This is a genomic window from Bacteriovorax sp. BSW11_IV, assembly GCF_000447755.1.
GTDB lineage: Bacteria > Bdellovibrionota > Bacteriovoracia > Bacteriovoracales > Bacteriovoracaceae > BSW11-IV.
This window is the reverse complement of the sequence record NZ_AUNE01000004.1, coordinates 68,900-87,688: the sequence shown is the minus strand read 5'-3', so window position 1 is coordinate 87,688 and position 18,789 is coordinate 68,900. Positions and strand designations below refer to the sequence as shown.

General features: G+C 36.8%; 19 protein-coding genes. 5 read left to right on the top strand and 14 right to left on the bottom strand.

The window, feature by feature from the left end; all coding sequences use genetic code 11:
• On the top strand, positions 1–909 hold the full coding sequence (locus M899_RS01315; RefSeq protein WP_021269610.1) for a ferritin-like domain-containing protein: 909 nt from the start codon (positions 1–3) through the stop codon (positions 907–909).
• On the opposite strand, the gene M899_RS01310 is transcribed toward M899_RS01315, so the two are convergent.
• Entirely contained in the window at positions 906–1,316 is a 411-nt protein-coding gene (locus M899_RS01310) for an Mpo1-like protein (protein ID WP_021269634.1), read from the bottom strand. The genes M899_RS01315 and M899_RS01310 overlap by 4 nt on opposite strands.
• Before the next feature lie 52 nt (positions 1,317–1,368).
• Here M899_RS01310 and M899_RS01305 point away from each other — a divergent pair, with 52 nt between their 5' ends.
• Positions 1,369–2,457, top strand: a complete 1,089-nt coding sequence (locus M899_RS01305) for an aromatic ring-hydroxylating oxygenase subunit alpha (protein ID WP_021269613.1) — start codon at positions 1,369–1,371, stop codon at positions 2,455–2,457.
• On the opposite strand, the gene M899_RS01300 is transcribed toward M899_RS01305, so the two are convergent.
• The 11 genes from M899_RS01300 to M899_RS01250 form a co-directional block, all read right to left on the bottom strand.
• Complete coding sequence (locus M899_RS01300) at positions 2,449–3,915, bottom strand: GH3 family domain-containing protein (protein WP_021269541.1); 1,467 nt, start codon at positions 3,913–3,915, stop codon at positions 2,449–2,451. The two genes, M899_RS01305 and M899_RS01300, sit on opposite strands and share 9 nt — an antisense overlap.
• Positions 3,908–4,555 (bottom strand): acyltransferase, encoded by a 648-nt coding sequence (locus M899_RS01295; protein ID WP_021269609.1) that lies wholly within the window; start codon positions 4,553–4,555, stop codon positions 3,908–3,910. The genes M899_RS01300 and M899_RS01295 overlap by 8 nt, the downstream gene beginning before the upstream one ends.
• Positions 4,552–5,313: a sterol desaturase family protein gene (locus M899_RS01290; RefSeq protein WP_021269534.1), complete on the bottom strand. Its 762-nt coding sequence runs from the start codon at positions 5,311–5,313 to the stop codon at positions 4,552–4,554. Before M899_RS01290 ends, M899_RS01295 begins: the two co-directional genes overlap by 4 nt.
• Positions 5,304–6,335, bottom strand: coding sequence for an aromatic ring-hydroxylating dioxygenase subunit alpha (locus M899_RS01285; RefSeq protein ID WP_021269593.1), 1,032 nt, complete (start codon positions 6,333–6,335; stop codon positions 5,304–5,306). The genes M899_RS01290 and M899_RS01285 overlap by 10 nt, the downstream gene beginning before the upstream one ends.
• On the bottom strand, positions 6,336–6,626 hold the full coding sequence (locus M899_RS01280; protein ID WP_021269568.1) for a 2Fe-2S iron-sulfur cluster-binding protein: 291 nt from the start codon (positions 6,624–6,626) through the stop codon (positions 6,336–6,338).
• Positions 6,626–7,822 carry a hypothetical protein gene (locus tag M899_RS01275; protein WP_021269612.1) on the bottom strand — a complete coding sequence of 399 codons (1,197 nt, stop codon included), beginning with the start codon at positions 7,820–7,822 and terminating at the stop codon, positions 6,626–6,628. The genes M899_RS01280 and M899_RS01275 overlap by 1 nt, the downstream gene beginning before the upstream one ends.
• Positions 7,823–7,927: 105 nt before the next feature.
• Complete coding sequence (locus M899_RS01270; RefSeq protein WP_021269629.1) at positions 7,928–8,392, bottom strand: YaiI/YqxD family protein; 465 nt, start codon at positions 8,390–8,392, stop codon at positions 7,928–7,930.
• Positions 8,392–9,771 carry an ATP-dependent RNA helicase DbpA gene (dbpA, locus tag M899_RS01265; protein ID WP_021269565.1) on the bottom strand — a complete coding sequence of 460 codons (1,380 nt, stop codon included), beginning with the start codon at positions 9,769–9,771 and terminating at the stop codon, positions 8,392–8,394. Before dbpA ends, M899_RS01270 begins: the two co-directional genes overlap by 1 nt.
• Entirely contained in the window at positions 9,768–11,033 is a 1,266-nt protein-coding gene (locus tag M899_RS01260) for a DEAD/DEAH box helicase (RefSeq protein ID WP_021269595.1), read from the bottom strand. Before M899_RS01260 ends, dbpA begins: the two co-directional genes overlap by 4 nt.
• Before the next feature lie 154 nt (positions 11,034–11,187).
• On the bottom strand, positions 11,188–12,354 hold the full coding sequence (locus M899_RS01255; RefSeq protein WP_021269606.1) for a trypsin-like serine protease: 1,167 nt from the start codon (positions 12,352–12,354) through the stop codon (positions 11,188–11,190).
• Positions 12,355–12,452: 98 nt separating this feature from the next.
• The gene (locus tag M899_RS01250; protein WP_081653686.1) at positions 12,453–12,746 is read right to left on the bottom strand and encodes an ArsR/SmtB family transcription factor; all 294 of its coding nucleotides are present in this window, start codon (positions 12,744–12,746) and stop codon (positions 12,453–12,455) included.
• A gap of 88 nt (positions 12,747–12,834) precedes the next feature.
• Here M899_RS01250 and M899_RS01245 point away from each other — a divergent pair, with 88 nt between their 5' ends.
• Positions 12,835–13,899 carry an alkene reductase gene (locus M899_RS01245; protein WP_021269561.1) on the top strand — a complete coding sequence of 355 codons (1,065 nt, stop codon included), beginning with the start codon at positions 12,835–12,837 and terminating at the stop codon, positions 13,897–13,899.
• Between the two features lies 1 nt (position 13,900).
• Complete coding sequence (locus tag M899_RS01240; protein ID WP_021269566.1) at positions 13,901–14,878, top strand: LLM class flavin-dependent oxidoreductase; 978 nt, start codon at positions 13,901–13,903, stop codon at positions 14,876–14,878.
• On the opposite strand, the gene M899_RS17345 is transcribed toward M899_RS01240, so the two are convergent.
• Positions 14,871–16,226, bottom strand: a complete 1,356-nt coding sequence (locus M899_RS17345; RefSeq protein WP_052610289.1) for a cupin domain-containing protein — start codon at positions 16,224–16,226, stop codon at positions 14,871–14,873. The genes M899_RS01240 and M899_RS17345 overlap by 8 nt on opposite strands.
• Positions 16,227–16,358: 132 nt before the next feature.
• Here M899_RS17345 and M899_RS01230 point away from each other — a divergent pair, with 132 nt between their 5' ends.
• Positions 16,359–16,562, top strand: a complete 204-nt coding sequence (locus M899_RS01230) for a hypothetical protein (RefSeq protein ID WP_021269515.1) — start codon at positions 16,359–16,361, stop codon at positions 16,560–16,562.
• 36 nt (positions 16,563–16,598) lie between these two features.
• On the opposite strand, the gene katG is transcribed toward M899_RS01230, so the two are convergent.
• On the bottom strand, positions 16,599–18,767 hold the full coding sequence (katG, locus tag M899_RS01225) for a catalase/peroxidase HPI (protein ID WP_021269586.1): 2,169 nt from the start codon (positions 18,765–18,767) through the stop codon (positions 16,599–16,601).
• Positions 18,768–18,789 lie beyond the last annotated feature (22 nt).

Sequence of the window (18,789 nt, the reverse complement as noted above, 5' to 3'; positions counted from 1 at the left end):
ATGAAACATGAAATGAAGCTTCAACTAAAAGATATTCACACAAGAAAGAACACAAAGATTGCAACAATCTTAAAAAAGAGATTTGCATCTTCACAGCTTTCAAATCAAGATGAACCTTTTTGGGATGCTTCTAGCTATGGACTAGATAAAGTCGAATACTTTCTTGAACTCGAAGAGAATAAGAAAGTTCAACTTTTAAATGAATTAGCACAAAACAGAATTTCTGAGGCCTTCCATATTGAGAAATCGGGAATTGCCTATGGATCAAAGATGACGATCCTTAGTGATAATATCGATGAGCGTGTTCTGTATGGTAGCTTCACTGGTGATGAAGCAAGACACTTCAAACTCATTGAAAAGTACCACCACAATACTATTGCAGAAGATATTACTGACAATTCATTTCTTGAATTTCTTTCAAATACTATCGAAGTGGCACCAAAAAAGTCACTTGTTTTTATGATTCAAGTCCTTCTTGAAGGATGGGGTCTAGATCATTACAGCACTATGGCCAAGGAATGTAAAAATAGTAATCTAAAAACAGACCTTCAATCTATTCTTGAAGACGAAGTTGTTCATCATGGCTCAGGTGTTATTCTTTTCGATGAAAATAATCTCACAAAAAAAGAGAGAGAATTTATCACTCATTCTTTAATTTCTTTTTTTCAAATGGTTCAAGTTGGCCCGATTGGTATCTTGGCCCAATTGGAGACAATGACTTCAAAATTCAACAACTACAATAGAGTTCATGCTCTGGAACAACTAAATGCCTTTGGCTCTACAGATGAAAAACTCCTAAAGCTTAAGAGGCTTATGAGAAAAGCTGGTGCCAATTCTATTATTGAAGAGCTTGAAGCGAAGGGCCTATTGAGACCACTTGACCTAAGTCAAATGGCCGCTTGTTTCTAATTTCTTGGAAAGACTTTCGTCACAAAAGGATATTTTTTATAAAAGGCCTCATCGAGATCTTTTACATATTTTGGTCTTAAGCACATAAGATTGATCTTAGTTGCATAAATGAAAGACTTCCATGGAGCTTCGGCAGCAGTTCTTGAAACGACACCATCAAAAATCCAGTGGCTGATATAGCCAAAGCCGTAGAATAACACAAAATAAATAACAAAAAGCCACCATTTAAGAGTGTAAATGGCATATGGTAAGAGAAGTAAACCGCCAAGCATCCCTACCAAGTGCATAATACGCACTTTTTGATTCAAATGAAGATAGTAGAAGTAATCCTCATAATTTTCAAAATCATTTGGCATAAAGTTATTAATAACGTCTTTTCTTTGATTTCGTCCCATTTTTGAAGACATTTTCTGTTCCCGTTCTAAAGAATAATCAACTCTATTACGATATTAACAGTATATGAAAATAAATGAAATTAAGAACGAATTTCTAAACAAAAACGCTCAACCATTAAGATCACACAAAATATTCAACAACTGGAATATTGTGACAAAGGGTTGGTATTCAACATTTCTTTCTTCAGATTTAAAAATTGGTGATAAAAAATCAATTTTACTCAATGGCCATAAACTAGTTATTTACAGAGCTGAGACTGGAAAAGTTTTTTGTCTGGATGCTTTTTGTCCGCACATGGGAGTTGATTTATCACTTGGAAAGGTAATGGGAGAAAATTTAAGATGCTTCTTTCATCACTGGAAATTCAATTCACAAGGAAAATGTATTGATATTCCTTGTGGAGAAGAACCTCCAAAAAATTTAAACTTAAATTCATATGCTGTTAAAGAAAAGTATAATCTCATTTGGGTTTATCCAGAAACTCATACAGATGAAGAGGTCTTAGAAGTCCCTGCCCTTGAAGGATTAAGTGACAAAGAAATTTGTGTTAAAATCGACGATATCTTCTATCGTAAATGTCACTATCATATCACAATGATCAATGGTATTGATCCTCAACACCTAAGCACTGTCCATAAAATCAATATCGATATGGATATAAATATTGATAATTCGAAATCAAATCATATTGATATTTGTTTAAGAGGAAATTTCACAACGGATACTTTCAAAGAGAAAATGGGCTCTTTGCTACTTGGTAAAAGCTATTCCTATTCTATGAAATATGCTGATGGCTGTCTGGCAAGCCTCACTATGATGAAAGACGCCAAACTCTTTAATCGCATTAAAATGCCTGAGCTCCATATGCTTTTTTCCTATTCTCAACTTGAATATGGGAAAGTTGCAGTAAGGCCAATCTATGTAAATAGTAAATCAAAAGGACTTCTGGGACCTTTTAAGAACTGGTTCAAACTAAATATGACCAAGGCCTTTTTTAAAATGCTTCAAGGAGAAGATGGTCAAATTTATGACAATATTAGATTTAACACTGAAGCCTTTTTGAAAATGGATCGCCCAGTTGTAAAATATATTGCCTATATTAATAGATTAGAACCTTCTATTTGGTCGCAAGAAAAGATTGAATTAGGTTGATTTCAAAAGCTCTAATAATCGTGGAGCTTCTCTGTAAAGCAGAAAGCTCTCTTTAATATCACCTTTTTTGATTTTCAAAATACTTGTGTAATACTGATTTAAAATCTCGTTTGGTTGATTACAAACAACAACTTCAATTTCATTAAGCTGCCCCAATAATCTCGCATTTTTATAGTGAATATTATTATGAAGTCGATTTTCTACTTCAGCGACCTTTGCCTCATTAAAAGAATTATCGACGAGAAGAATATATTTTAGCTTCTCTAATGAAGGGATAAGCGCATAGGCGCCAGTATCTTCAATGGCGTTGGCCACTTCACTTTCATGCAACTTCTCTCCTACCATATCGCTAATTTGATGCTTTCTTCCGACAAACTCCAATAATGGGGTCTTCTTATAAAACCCTTCAACACGAACAAGATCATTCATTGGATATCTTAGAAGCCCTCCTTTTTGAGAAATGACGACTTCATAGGTTTCTCCTACAATTAATTTTTCAGGCCCTAATATTTCACTCTCTTTTGAGATAAATTCAAAATAGACGTCATTTATCAGCGGAACACTTCCCTCTATATTAAAAAGAGGAATAGTCATTGGCGCCTCTGTGGCAAGAAGTCCTTTTTTTTGAATAACAACATGTGGAAATAATGTTTTTAATTTATCAAAGCTCACTTGAGCACTTGCACTTCCCCATGTTGATATAAACTTCAAATTAGGAAACAAATTCAGTGAAGTCACTTCATCCAAAACGATAGGATCAAACTTCAGTCCTTTATACTCTCCGACTTTTAGAATTCTTAAAAAATTCTCTTCATTCTCCTTCAGATAAGACATGAGAGATAATAAAAATGTTGGAGACCAAATAGATATAATTTCAAGATTACGATTTGAGGCCAGAAGTAGTCCTAATTTTAGTAAGAACTCATTTGGATCTTGAATAGATTTTGCGTTTGGCAGCTTTACGAAGTAGTTTTTTGAAAAGAGGCCAATACTCTCTCCCAAATAAGCGCTGTCATCCTCAAGGCCACTCGCGTTTTCGGAAAACTGTGGACTTATTGAAAAATAAAACTTGTAAGAACTAAAGTTTACATTTTTCAAGATATCATAGCTCCAAATCACAAACATATTGCTAAAGGAACCTAAAAGATTTTTTGTATAAGGAATCCTTTTCTTTATACCTGAGCTTCCAGAGGTCTCTTCAAAAAAAAGAATTTTCTTTGTAATGAGATCTTCTATCGGATTCTTTGCAAGTTCATTATAATTTTGAATTGGAAGTTCATCGAATGGAATATTATTTTTTTTATACCTGAGACTTCGATAATAATCTTTTTCAAGCTGCTCTTTCAATCTTTGTTGAGCATGATGCGGATTATCTAGAGCACTAATAAAGGCCCGATACTTGCGGGCCGCATAGATTTTATAAAAGAAAATAATAAGTGAGTTTAAAAGATTAACCATCAACTTCTACAATTTTTCCTGTGTGGCCATCTTTTCTGATATGAGTATCGGGAAAGACATTACTTCCGGCCCTCACAAATGTTTTCTCATCCATCGTCACACCAGGACTTAAAACACTACCAGCTCCTACAAAGGCCCTATTTCCAACTCTAACTTTGGCGATCTTTAAAATCCCTTTACCTTTTTTTGGCGTAATAACATGGGCCACAGTTAACGATCGCTCGCCGAAAATAGCATTATCACCAACTTCTAAAAGATTTCTGTCATAGTTTACAACACCAGGAGTCCAGTAAACCTGTTTTCCAATTTTAGAGCCCCAACAACGCAACCATAATGAATAGAGGCCCGGTATTATTATGAGTAAGGACTCAAGTCGTGGCATAGCGACAAAGAGTAATTGAATTTGATGACCCGCCCACCATGGAGAGAAGCCACCACCAAAAATATCACTTTCCCCTTCATTTATTGGATATAAAATGACAAATAGACGAAAGCATAACAAAGGAAATATATAAATTCCTAAAAAGATTGAAACAAAACTTAGAGGATTTGGATTTAACACAAAATGATAAATACATACCAAAATGAGTAAGATATGAAATAGTGGAAATAGATTAAAGAGCTTACTCTTCCAACTCACGAATTCTCCTTTTGTAGCTTCAGTGGTCTAAAAAGTTTCGTCTTTAAATCACTCTTTAAATCAAATCCAATATCATTCGGGTACTTTGTATCGAAGTAATAAGTACCAAATATTTTATCCCAAACGCTGAGATTGGCCCCGAAGTTGACTCGACTCTGACTACGACTATGGTGCCAAGCATGGTGCACTGGAGTTATAAAAAGAATAGAAATATATTTTGCTAATTGAGATTTCGGATCAATAAAGAAGGGACTATGCCTCCAAAGATCTAACATGGCCGTTATGGAAATACTCAATATAAAACCCGTTTTATTAGTTAGCGCAAAGACAAAAAAACTATTGACCCACAAATAAGGAAAAAAGAATGAAGTCCATACTGTATTTCTTGAAGATACAACGATATCCATTTTTCTGGCGCTATGATGTAAAAGATGAAATCCCCACAGTGCATTGCCGTGAAAAGTGCGATGAGTCCAATAAAAACAGAAATCAACAAAAACAAAATTAACTAAAAATCCAAGAGTATTGTTAATCTCAATACTGTTTTTAAGATTAGGAATGCCCATCTCATAAACTCTATAGATCAAAAAATATGAAAATAGAGGAATAAGTGTTCCCTGAATTGTTAGACTGATGATATCAACAATATTTTCATCCAATGTACGGCCAAAAAAACTCTTTCTTCTATCCACATCAAGAAGATACCAAATCATTAAGAATAAGAAGATAGATAACTCTATGACAAATCTTATATCCAAAATTTAACCTCAACCCTTTTATCTGCAATATCTTTGGGGTTCTTTCCTTCTTTGATAGCGTTATAAAGAGATTCGATTAACACATGAACGACATCAGCTGTTGCGTTGGAGAACTGTTCTCCATACTTCTTGATAACTTCGGCCTGATTATCTAAAACGACAATATCTTGATCGATAACACTTTGACCTTGATACTTAACAATGGGACGGCTCAATTTATTAATTATAGGATGTCCAAAATTATATGTAAGATCTGTCCACACCCACGTTTCATGCTCAGAAATAGGTATCGATTGGCTCGTAATCCAAAATTCTTTTTTATCAATAATGTATTTAACACTGGTAATATTTGGGGCGTAGTATGAATCGATATGAACGATTGGAACTTTTCTAGGATTTAAAAACCAAGAAAACCATCCCAGATTGTCTGACTCTCCAAGATATTCAATTTCAACCATTCCCTCTTTTCGATGAACAATGCAGTTGATCTCTTCATCAAGAGCATCACGAAATATTTTATCGTGTACAAAAACGGTGTGAGGAACATCAATATAATTTTCAGCACAATTTATAACAGAATTTTTAAAGACATTAAAAAGTCTCACCGTTTCAAAGCCAGGAGCATTATACTTTGGTGAACGAAACGGCTCAGTGAGATTATCTGGATTTTTATTAAGTCGGACAAAAATAAAACGATCTTCTTCAACGGCCTCATAAGTCACAGCACATCTATTTCCAACCTTTTTTTGATTGGGTCCCTCTGAGGGAATATTTTTCAATTGGCCTTTTCCATCAAAAATCCAACCATGGTAGGAGCATTGAAGTTGACCATCTTTGACCCAGCCCTTTGAAAGCTGTGAGTTTCGATGAATACAGCGATCCTGAAAGGCACGAGGATTTCCTTTTTCATCTCTAAAAAGAACAATCCACTCGTCTAAGATCTTGCGACCAAGAACTTGATCTTTTTTAAGCTCGTGGGATTCGCATGCAATATACCAATAATCTCTAAAGCTAACTTCCATCTATTTCCCAATGTACTTCAATTTCAAATTGCCATGACACTTTAATAAACAGCCTAGGCGCGCATTTGTATCTTCAGAGACTATTTCTAACAGTTCTTTTTCATCGTCAGTAGCATCATTACAGTTTTCAATACCTTCTTCTACAACGACTAAACAGGTTGCACATATTCCTGTTCTACAGCCAAATAAGATTGGACTATTTGTAGCGTTAAGCTGCTTACTAAGTTCGACGTTTTCGTTAACTTCTAGTTGTTCACCAGTATTCGTAATCTCAATTTTACATTTACTCACTAAGCGGCCTTCTTCTTAAATTTGTTCAGTTCATTAGTGTTCTGAATAAGATACTTTTCAATAGACGTCTCATTCATCTTTCCGCCACGAAGTGCATATTCATCGAGGTAATCAATTCCTGATAAATAATTGCGATAGCTTTCTAAGGCAACTTGATGGGTTTTAAAACTCTCGTGAATACCATTATTTTCTTTGCAAAAACATTTCTCCAACATCTCAATGGCCTCGGCATGAGAGAAATTAAAGATCTTAGACCTCATTACTCGATAGGCCGCTTGAAAGGTAGCTGGATCGTACCAAAAGATACCATTGACCATCGTTGAGAAATTCGAATGATCTTTTAGCGTTCCTTTAATTCCAAGGTTTGCAATATTTTTTTCAAAAGATGTCGGTGTCTTTAAAAGTTTTAAAAGGTCGGTTCCGATAATATTCGAGCTATTAAAGTGATACGACTCATCCATAAAGTGATAATAGCTAACGGCACTCGGCACAGGTGCCTTTAGTCTTTCCTCTTCAGATAAGCTGCTATAAAACTCACTCAGTTGATGCTGGATAATTTTTCCATTCAATGTTCTTAGACCTCGGACCGTCAGATACTGACACGCAATGAAAGCATTTCCTGAGCTCAAAACACTGTAGGCCTGAAGTTGTAGTCTTTTCCAAAACTTTTTTATAGCGTTTGTATTTTGAAAAATCATTGTCTCGTAATAATAAGGTCTCATTGGATAAGTGAATATTCTTTCTCCAAAAAGCTTTAACTCAACTTCTTCAGATATTTTTTTAAAGGCATCAATATGTGCCCTTTCTTGCATTGATTCGAAATCAAGAGTTTCACAGGCTATTCTAAAATCTTCAATACCATAAAGACCTGCTGCCGCTGTTTGATTAAAAAATATTGTTGCGATCTCTGCAGAGATAATCTGTGAATAATAAGCTACCCAGTAGAGCTGATTTAAAATGATTCTTTCAGATTGAGAGGCCTGCTCCCATAAAGGTGTTCCATAAAGAAGAGAAAATTTTTCGGGATTCCAGTAACTATCTTTACACTGTTCATAATCAAATCGATTAGCACTTGCATCTAAGAGTTCTGTATGGTCTTGCTCTTTGTTTTTTTTGTAATTGAACTTAAGCTTTTTATGAGTAATAGCATCATCTAACAAACAGTAATCGAAATTCTGCGATAATTCTTTTTTCATAAACCTTCTCAATCCCGAGTATTTTAATACAGTATCGGTATTTTAAGGTATCCTCTTTAGGTAGAGGTGAAGAAATCACATAAATGACTGATTTTACTTAATAAATCAATATCCTTTTTTCGTCAGAATTTTATTTAATGAGTTTGTGAAATTGATCTTATCCTTGGCACTATAGGCATCAGGCCCACCTGTGACAAGGCCATTGTCTCGCAAATCTTTCATGAAATCGCGCATGGAAAGACGCTCACTGATATTGTCTTCATCATATAGCTCCCCTCTTGGATTAATGGCCAGGGCGCCTTTTTTGACGATTTCACTGGCCAGGGGAATATCAGCTGTAATGACAAGATCATTGATATCGGCATTGGCGGCAATATGCATATCGGCCACATCGGCGCCACTTTCAACTTTTACAAACGAGATAAGTTGATCATGAGGAACATTCATATAAGAATTAGCAACAAGAACGACTGGAATTTTTAAGCGTGCGCAAACTTTATAAACAACTTCTTTAACGGCCTTAGGGCAAGCATCTGCATCGATCCATATCTTGACAGCTTTTTTATCCACTACAACATTCCAATTCTAAATTTTTTATTTTTGATTTTACTTGCGTTTAGTTTATCACAAACAAGCTTAGCACTCTCATTTTTTATGGCCACGTAAGTAATCACATTTAACAAGTTAATATTACCAATGTGTGAGAAATCAACACCTGATGAGCCAATAATGGCACCGACAATATCACTTGGACGTAGTTTGTCTTTTTTTCCACCACTAATAAACAATGTCGTCATTTCTGGTTGAAGAGAATACGCAACATCACTTTGTAATGAAGCGAGTTCTTTAATTTCATATTCTTTATTCTGATATTGTGAAATGGCATCGAAACTATCGAATTCATGCTTGGTGATAAAACTCACAGCATGTCCTTCGTTTCCAGCTCTTCCCGTTCTACCAATACGGTGAACGTAAACTTCGGGATCAGTTGGTAGGTCAAAATTGACAACGAGGTCTAGGCCTTTAATATCAATACCTCTAGCTGCAACATCAGTTGCAACAACACCTGAAAGACTACGATTAGAAAACATGGCAAGCGTGGCCGTTCTCTCATTTTGCTCAAGATCACTATGGATTGAGGCAACAACGATATTTCTACGATAAAGTTCATCTGCAACAGTATCTGAAATTTTCTTCGTTTTACAAAAAATGATAAAACTCTGCGCTTGATACTGTCCAAGAACTTTTAAGAGAGCATCAATCTTATCTTTATGTGAGTCTAATTCAATAAACTCTTCTTTTATAATATTGTCGAGATGCTGAGAATCGACAACAATCTTTTGAGCATTTTGCTGAAGATCACGACTAAGCTCTTCGATATCTTCTGGAAAGGTTGCAGAGAACAATAATGTCTGTCGTTGTTGTGGAAGTCTTGATGAAATTTTATAAATATCATCTCTAAATCCCATATCTAGCATTCTATCGGCTTCATCTAGAACGTAATATCTTACGTTCTCTAAGCTTAAAATTCTCTTAGTAAGAAGTCTTAATACTCTTCCAGGAGTACCAACAATTATATGAGCACCATGGGCCAGAGACTTTTCCTGTAAGAACTCAGATTTCCCACCAGTAATTGTCAAAATTTTCATGTTGGGCAATGTTCGAGCTAGTATGCGCAGCTCTTTTGCCACTTGCTCAGCAAGTTCTCTTGTAGGACATAGAATTAATGACTGAGGTCTTGTGAATTTAATATCAATATCATTCAAAACACCAAGGCCAAAGGCCACAGTTTTTCCACTTCCAGTTTTTGCTTGGGCAATAACATCGGCCTTATCTAATATAAGAGGTAAGGCCTTTTGTTGAATAGGTGTCATTGCTGTAAATTCTAGGTCTTTTAAGTTTTTTTCTAGCCTAGGATCTAGTTTTAAACTTTCGAATTTATCAATCATTTTTGCTTCTTTGATGAATTTGATGAAAATGAACGCTTTCTTCTATAACTTCGCGACTGTGGTTTTTTACCAGCGAGTTCTTTTTTCTCAGCAGGAACATTTTCTTTTTTTACAATTTGCGCAGGCACACCATGAAATGGGTGTGTCTCATCAACTGGAATTTTATAGTTAATACATTTTTCAATATCTTTTAAGAGTTTTACTTCGGCCGGCTCACAAAATGAAATGGCCACACCTTCTCTTCCTGCACGAGCAGTTCTTCCGATTCGGTGAACATAGCTCTTAGGATCGTCGGGTAGATTATAATTAATAACATGAGTAATACTTGAAATATCAATTCCACGGGCAGCAATATCAGTGGCCACTAGTACGCGAATTCTTCCATTTTTAAATTCACTAAGGGCCTTTTCTCGAGCGGCCTGAGACTTATTTCCATGGATTGCTCTTGCAGCAATTTTCGCCCTTTCCAGATGTTGAACAACTCTATTTGCACCATGTTTAGTTCGAGTAAATACAAGAGCAAACTTTATACTTTTATCTTGGAGGATACTCTCAAGCAATAATGGTTTATTGATCTTTTCAACATAGTTAATACTTTGCTTAATCTTCTCTACTGTTGTCGATTCCGGAGTTACTTCCACTCGTTTAGGATCTTTTAAAAGCTTGCGTGAAAGTTCTGCGATATCTTTAGGCATAGTTGCAGAAAAAAGTAGAGTCTGTCTCTTTTGAGGAATCTTTGTAATGATTTTTTTAACGTCATTAATGAATCCCATATCAAGCATACGGTCTGCTTCATCAAGGACAAAAATTTCAAGTTGATCAAATTTGATGTGGCCACCGTTCATCAAATCAAGCAAGCGCCCAGGTGTTGCAATAACAATATCCACACCTTTGGCCATTTTAGAAACTTGTGCTCTAGGATTCACTCCACCAAAAATTACAGCACTTGAAATATTTAGATTCTTGCCGTAACCCTTAATGTTGTCCTCGATTTGAGAGGCCAGCTCTCTTGTGGGTGTGAGAATCAAACATCTCATATGATAGGGCTTTAATTTAACTTGATGAGCGGCCAAGTTTGTTAAGATTGGTAGAGAAAAAGCTGCTGTTTTCCCTGTACCCGTCTGAGCAATACCAAGGATATCGCCTTTATTTAAAATATGAGCAATTGATTGCTCTTGAATTGGTGTTGGTTTTGTATAACCTTTGGCCGTAAGTGCTTCTAAAATTAAGGGGTTTAGATTCAATGACTTGAATGAAGACATGCATAATTCCTAATTGTGATATTGCTGATGAATAAATCCAAATACCTGCATCAGCAAAAAATTATAATTATGTATCTAGATTTATGTCTTTAATCCCCTTTATTACATGACAAGTCAAACGAATTGAAAAACATCCTCAATATGAGGATGTTTTCTAGTTACAAGTAAACTGCTGAGTCCAAGTTCCCCATCCAGAAGTCGTAATTTTTCCTTCGTTGAAATTATATGGACCTTCATTATTCACTCTCCACGCATAGTCTCTACTACCCCAGTTATATTGACCATTGTCACTTTTGGCATGAAAGTAATAAACTGAATTTCTCGTATCCGCTACATAGGCCTTCTCACCTGGCGCAATTTTCCACCAGCCTTGTGTTATCCATTTACCATTAAGATCAACATAGTGAAGCGCTGTCCAGATAGTTCTATGACATTTGTTTTCAAGGAAAATCTTGTCATAAGTTTGTACTGGTTTTTTATTAACACTTACAAGATCATTAGGAAGTCTTTTATTCGATGTCCACGTACGAATAATTTCAAATGTCTCTTTTGTGATTCTTGCTCCACCATTATAGAACTCAGAACCATAAGTATGGATTCCATTAATTAGAGGTTCACCTTGATCGTTATGGACAACGATCGCCGATCCACTCATACCTCCGTAAGTATCGCATCTGTGGGCAACTTCAAATTGATAGTAGGCCAGTGGACACTCAACTCCCCACTGAGTTCCACGACTCTTATCACCAGGATAACCAGTGATCATTCCCATTTTTCCTGTTTTAAAAGAATTATTATACCCATAGGCCAACCAACCTATTTGATTCCCAAGATCTTCTTTTAATTCGATAACAGCAAAGTCAGTTTTAGCACTCCCTTTTTCTGTATATTCTTGAAGAATGTAGACTCTCTCCCAATCTTTTGTGCCGTAAGGAGAATTATTACTAGCAATACGGGCCGGAGAAAAAGTATTTCTATCAATCCACTTCTTCGTTTCGTATTCATACACACAGTGTGCAGCAGTAATAACATGGCGAGGACCAATTAAAGTCCCTGTGCAAACCTCATCGATTTGACCAATAACTCTATTTGGAAAAACTGAAGTATCAAAAACTTGATCGCGAGTGAATTCATCAAAAACTTTTTTCTGTCCAAGAAACTCAAGGCCTGTGAATGAAGTAGTTTGACTTTGATTTGAATTATCGTTGATTAAAATTGAATCCACCTGCTCAACATAACCTTGTCCATGGAGCACAAGTGTTTTTGATGCTAGTGCACTGAATGTCAAAAACGACATTGCGATAAGTATGATTCCCCTCATCTTTACCTCTATAAATTTTGATTGAATTAAAGGCGCTATATAACAATAAAAAACATCTAAGTGGAAGTTTTTTTTGCAATGTGGGGTATCAAGATTTCTTAATCTGGAATTGTAATTCTGATTGTTTCAACAAGGCCTGGATATAATTTTTTAATGCTTGGATTTAAAAACAGATACTTCTTCACCCCTTCTGTTCTCTCACACAGAATATGGGCCTCAAGAAGGATTTTAATATGATGAGAAAAAGTAGCTTTGTTCACGCAATAGTCGAAAGAGCCACAACTCATCTCACCAGTTTCACTCATAATAAGCTGCTTGATGACACCCATTCTGATGGGGTCACCTAATGATTTAAAGATCTTATCTAGTGGTATGAGTTTGCATTTATCCATTGTTAGATAAAATTCTAACAAAGACCTTGATTTTTTTCAAGAGCAGTCTTATTGTTAGATAAATATCGAACAATATAAAAGGACACATATGACAAATTTATTCTCACCTCTAAAACTTGGAAGCCTAGATCTAAAAAATAGAATCATCATGGCCCCTCTCACTCGTGCAAGGGCCGGTGATGAGAGAATCCCAAATGAATTAATGGTTGAATATTATTCTCAAAGAGCAAGTGCTGGCATGATCCTCACAGAAGCGACTGCAATTACACCTTCGGCCGTGGGTTATGCTAAAACTCCAGGTATTTGGTCACAAGAGCAAGTGATTGGTTGGAAAAAAATAACTGACGCCGTTCACGCCAAAGGTTCAAAGATATTTATGCAATTGTGGCACGTTGGAAGAATTTCTCATTCAATGTTTTTAAATGGTAAAGCTCCAGTGGCCCCATCCGCCGTTCGCCCCGCAGGTCACGTTTCACTTGTACGCCCAGTTACTGAATTCGAAATGCCACGCGCACTTGAAACTGAAGAAGTTGCTCAGATCGTTGTCGATTATAAAAAAGCGGCCATGAATGCAAAAGAAGCTGGTTTCGATGGAGTTGAAATTCATGCGGCCAATGGATATTTGATTGATCAATTCATGCAAGATTCAACAAATAAAAGAGAAGACCAATACGGTGGATCAATTGAAAATAGAGCGCGTTTTTTATTAGAAATCACAGATGCTCTTATCGAAGTTTGGGGAGCTGATCGCGTTGGTGTTCACTTAGCACCTCGTTGTGATGCCCATGATATGGGTGACTCTAATCCCCTAAAACTTTTTAGTTATGTTGTGAGCGAGCTTGATAAAAGAAATATCGCTTTTATCTTCACAAGAGAGGCCCAGGCCCCTGACAGCATTTCTCCAGAGCTGAAAAAACTTTTCAAAGGTGTTTTCATTTCAAATGAAAAATTCACAAAAGACAGTGCGAATAAAGCACTCTCTGAAAATATCGCTGATGCGATCTCATTTGGAGTTCCCTTTATTGCAAACCCAGATTTAGTAGAGCGCTTTGAAAAAGACGCTCCTTTGAACGCTCCTGTTTTTGAAACTTTTTATAATCCAGATCATGTTGGATACACTGATTATCCAGCACTTGAAAATAATGGAATTTAAAATGCCAAAGCTTTCTATACTGGATCTTGTATTTGTTAATGAGGGACAAGAGCTCAAAGACGCTTTTGCAAATTCAGTAAGGGCCGCACAAGCGGCCGAAGAATTCGGATACAACAGAATTTGGGTGGCTGAGCATCACAATATGAAGGCCATCGCCAGTGCTGCAACTTCAGTTGTTATTGGTCATCTTGCAAGTGAAACAAAAACCATCCGCATTGGCGCGGGTGGTATTATGCTTCCGAATCATTCTCCACTTGTTATTGCTGAACAATTTGGAACTCTTGATGCACTTTATCCTGGCCGCATAGACTTAGGGCTTGGTAGAGCGCCAGGAACAGATCCTCTTACAACACAGGCCCTAAGAAATGATTTAAAAAATTCAAATAATTTCATGAAAGATGTTATTGAACTTCAACATTTCCTTTCTAAGGAAAGTGAAGATGATGCCGTTGTCGCTACTCCAGGAATGGGTCAAGATATTCCTCTTTGGATGCTAGGCTCAAGTACTTTTGGTGCACAATTGGCAGCGCACCTTAGTCTTCCCTATGCCTTTGCTTCCCATTTTGCACCAGATGCCATTGCAGAAGCTATTGCATATTATCGTAGTGATTTTAGACCTTCACAAAAATTAGAAAAACCTTATCTAATGCTTGGAGTGAATATCATCATTGCTGATACAGATGAAGAAGCTGAGTACCTTTCTACAAGTCAAAAACAATCATTCGTGAATTTAAGACGAGGTGTGAAAAAGAAATTTCAAGCACCCATTGATGATATGAACTCATACTGGAGCGAGGCCGAAAAACAAATGGCCTCTCATATGCTCTACTTTTCATTTATTGGTTCAAAAGAAACAGTAAAAAAGAAATTAGAAGTTTTTATCGAGCGCTACAAACCAGATGAACTCATGGTTGTAACGTCGATATTCGATATTGAAAAAAGAATTCATTCCCTAAAACTTCTGTCTGAAATTATTTAGTTTCGGGCATTGCCGAATCTGATCCTATTTCTTGCAAAGGCGCATCTTTCCAAGGAATAGGACTTTTTTCAAGCATTTCAGGATTAATCGGAAAAGAGCAGAGATTGTCTTTTTTAGACGTCTCACCTGCTACGAGTAATTCAACATCTTCACCCGATTCGTTGATAAACGTATGGGCAATTCCTGTTCCACTTGGAAAAGCGACGCTGTCTCCCTCTCTCATTTGATAGCGATGTCCATTAATCCAAACGATGGGAGTGCCTTTTAATATATAAACAAATTCTTCCTCTAAAGATTCAGCATGAGGATGACTTGTGCGAAAACCAGAAGGCAGCACTTGGTGGTGAAGAGCAACTCTTGTCACCCCGAGGGCCCTTCCCAAATCGCGATCAGAGTGAAAAACTTTATTTTCATGTGATTTGTCGCCAATGAAAACTTCTTGAACATCTTTATAAGATGTCTGATATCGCCAAGGACCTTCCTCTCTTTTGACATTTTTTGAAGGTAAACCATTATGATCGCCAAGCTCGACCTCTGGGCGTTGCTCCCAAAAAAAGTTTTGCTCTTTGCACTCTTCATTTCTACTTGGATGCAAAGGATAATAGATTAAATCCCCATGATCGCCCTGCTCTCCAAGAACCATCATCTCAACATTTTCGTCTGTATTATTTAATATGGAGTGTGCAATATTTGTCCCTGGAGGAAAGAAAATAAAGTCCCCGGCCTTTGCGCCATAAATTTTTCCATTGATCCAAATATCTGGCTCGCCTTTAAGAATATAGACTAGCTCTTCTTCTACTTTATGGGCGTGAGGCCATGAACTTCTTTTGTTTGGCATAAGAATTTCGCGGTGGATTCCAATCTTAACAAGTCCAAGCTCTACCCCAACCGATGACAATAACGTAAAACTCTCATCACTTCCTGTGTAGGGAGTGTAAGTGCACCAATCAAGAAGAGAAGAATAATGTCTTAAATTATCAGGCCTTGTATCTTCCAATCGCTTTAATGCTGGTCTAGGACCTTCATATGTAAAAGGATAACTTTTAATGACCTTAACTTGAGATGGTAGACAAATAACTTGGTATTCATTTTGGTACAGAATTTCACCTTCCACTGTTCCTATCGTACAAGTGAAATTTCCGTCAAGAACACTAAGATGCGAATCCCTCAAACCAGTTTGGAGGTATTTTTTATAGCCAATATTGGTCCAATATACGTTCGCTCCATTAAATGAGTTTTCAATTTTTGGCGGCCATGAGTCTTCTGGACCATTGGATTTGCTATTCAATACTAACGATTGAAAAATATCCAATCCATTACATTCCAATCGATATACTCTCAAACTCATAAGTTTTCCTCTTTTTTGATTACTAATATCATGGCATAGCAAAACTCATAATTCATGTCCTTTTTAGTATTGAAACTTAATGGCAATTTTGCTTAAATTTTAATAACTTAATTCTCAAAAGAAGGAGACTATATGGCATCGAATCTTCCTCCCCACGATATTGCAGTTGAAGAATTCAAAGGAAATAAAATTTTCAAGATCTTCAAGGTTGATGATGAAGGTAATGAAATTGAAAAATATGGAACGATCTTAAGTTTTGGTGTGACGAAAGCAAAATATCTTCTAGAGCATATTGATGATATTAAAAAATTTGTAGAAACATATTCGAAAGATTAAAAAAAAGGCCAGCTAGTTTAGCTGGCCCTAAATACTCTATTTCAAATCAAAACGATCTAAGTTCATTACCTTTGTCCAAGCAGCAACAAAATCTTTAATAAATTGATCTTTATAATCATCGCAGGCGTAAACTTCAGCAAGTGCTCTTAACTCAGAGTTTGATCCAAAAACAAGATCAACTCTTGTTGCAGTCCACTTCTTCTTTCCACCCTTTCTTTCAATACCTTCGTAAATATCTTTTTCTGATGATGAAGGCTTCCATTCAATCGCCATATCTAACAAATTTGTAAAGAAGTCATTTGTTAATGCACCTACTTTATTTGTAAAGACACCGTGAGAAGAACCTTTATGATTAATTCCTAAAACTCTTAATCCTCCAAGAAGAACTGTCATTTCAGGCGCCGTAAGCGTTAGGAGCTGGGCCTTATCAATAAGAAGCTCCTCTGGAGAAACTGTGTATCTAGCTTTTTGATAATTTCTAAATCCGTCAGCAATTGGCTCCAACATTCCTACTGATTCAACATCTGTTTGAGAAGCAGTCGCATCTGCGCGTCCAACTGTAAAGGCAACAGTGACATTATGTCCACCATCTTTGGCCGCTTTTTCAACCCCAGCACACCCAGCGAGAACAATCATATCTGCAAATGAAATCATCTTGCCGTCTGTCTGCTTGTTGTTAAAACCTTTTTGGATGGCCTCAAGTTTATTAAGTACTGTTCCCAGATTTGAAGGATTATTTACTTCCCAATCTTTCTGTGGTGCAAGTCTGATACGAGCACCATTGGCGCCCCCTCTCATATCTGAGCCTCTAAAAGTAGAAGCACTTGCCCAAGCAGTTGCCACAAGATCAGATACACTTAGCCCAGAATTTAGAACTTCTTTTTTCAAGGCCTCAATATCTTTGTCGTCAACTAACTTATGAGTAGTTGCAGGGATTGGATCTTGCCAAATAAATTCTTCCTTTGGCACTTCTTTTCCAAGATAACGAGCGCGTGGTCCCATGTCTCTATGTGTAAGCTTGAACCATGCTTTTGCAAAAGCATCAGCAAGCTCACTTGGATTTTCATAAAAACGACGAGAAATTTTCTCATAAATAGGATCAAAACGAAGGGCCAAGTCACTTGTTAACATTACAGGTGGATGCTTCTTTGATTTATCATGGGCATCTGGAACAGAATCTTTAGCTTCACCATTTTTTGGAATCCACTGATGAGCACCAGCAGGACTTTTCGTTAATTCCCATTCATATTCAAAAAGATTTGCAAAAAATCCATTATCCCATTTGATAGGATTTTTTGTCCAAGCACCTTCTAAACCAGAAGTAATTGTATCTCCACCTTTTCCAGTTCCAAATTTATTCTTCCAACCAAAGCCTTGTTCTTCAATTGGTGCGGCCTCAGGTTCTGGTCCTACATTTTTCGCATCCCCTGCACCGTGAGTTTTACCAAAAGTGTGACCACCAGCAATTAGAGCAACAGTCTCTTCGTCGTTCATGGCCATTCTTGCAAATGTTTCACGAATATCTTTTGCCGATGCAATTGGATCAGGATTTCCATTTGGTCCTTCTGGGTTTACGTAGATAAGACCCATTTGTACCGCTGCAAGAGGATTTTCAAGATCACGATCTCCACTGTAGCGTTTATCGGCCAACCACTCTGTCTCTAATCCCCAATAAATATCTTCTTCTGGTTGCCATACGTCTTCACGTCCGCCTGCAAACCCCGTAGTTTTGAATCCCATTGATTCTAATGCGCAATTTCCGGCAAGGATCATTAAATCTGCCCATGAGATTTTAGCACCATATTTTTTCTTAATAGGCCAAAGTAAGCGGCGAGCTTTATCTAAGTTCCCATTGTCAGGCCAGCTATTCAGTGGTGCAAATCTTTGTGTCCCACTTCCCGCTCCCCCACGACCATCACCAGTACGATAAGTACCAGCACTGTGCCAGGCCATTCTGATAAAAAGTGGACCATAATGACCATAGTCAGCTGGCCACCATTCTTGAGAATCAGTCATAAGAGTGAAAATATCTTTTTTAACAGCATCAAGATCAAGTTTCAAAAACTCATTTTTGTAATTGAAATCTTTTTTCATTGGATTAGCTAATGAAGAATTTTGACGTAAAATATTTAACTTAAGGGCATTTGGCCACCAATCTGCATTAGATGTTCCACCGCCTGCAACAGGCTTTTTACTACCGTCCATGGTTATCTCCTGATAAAAATTA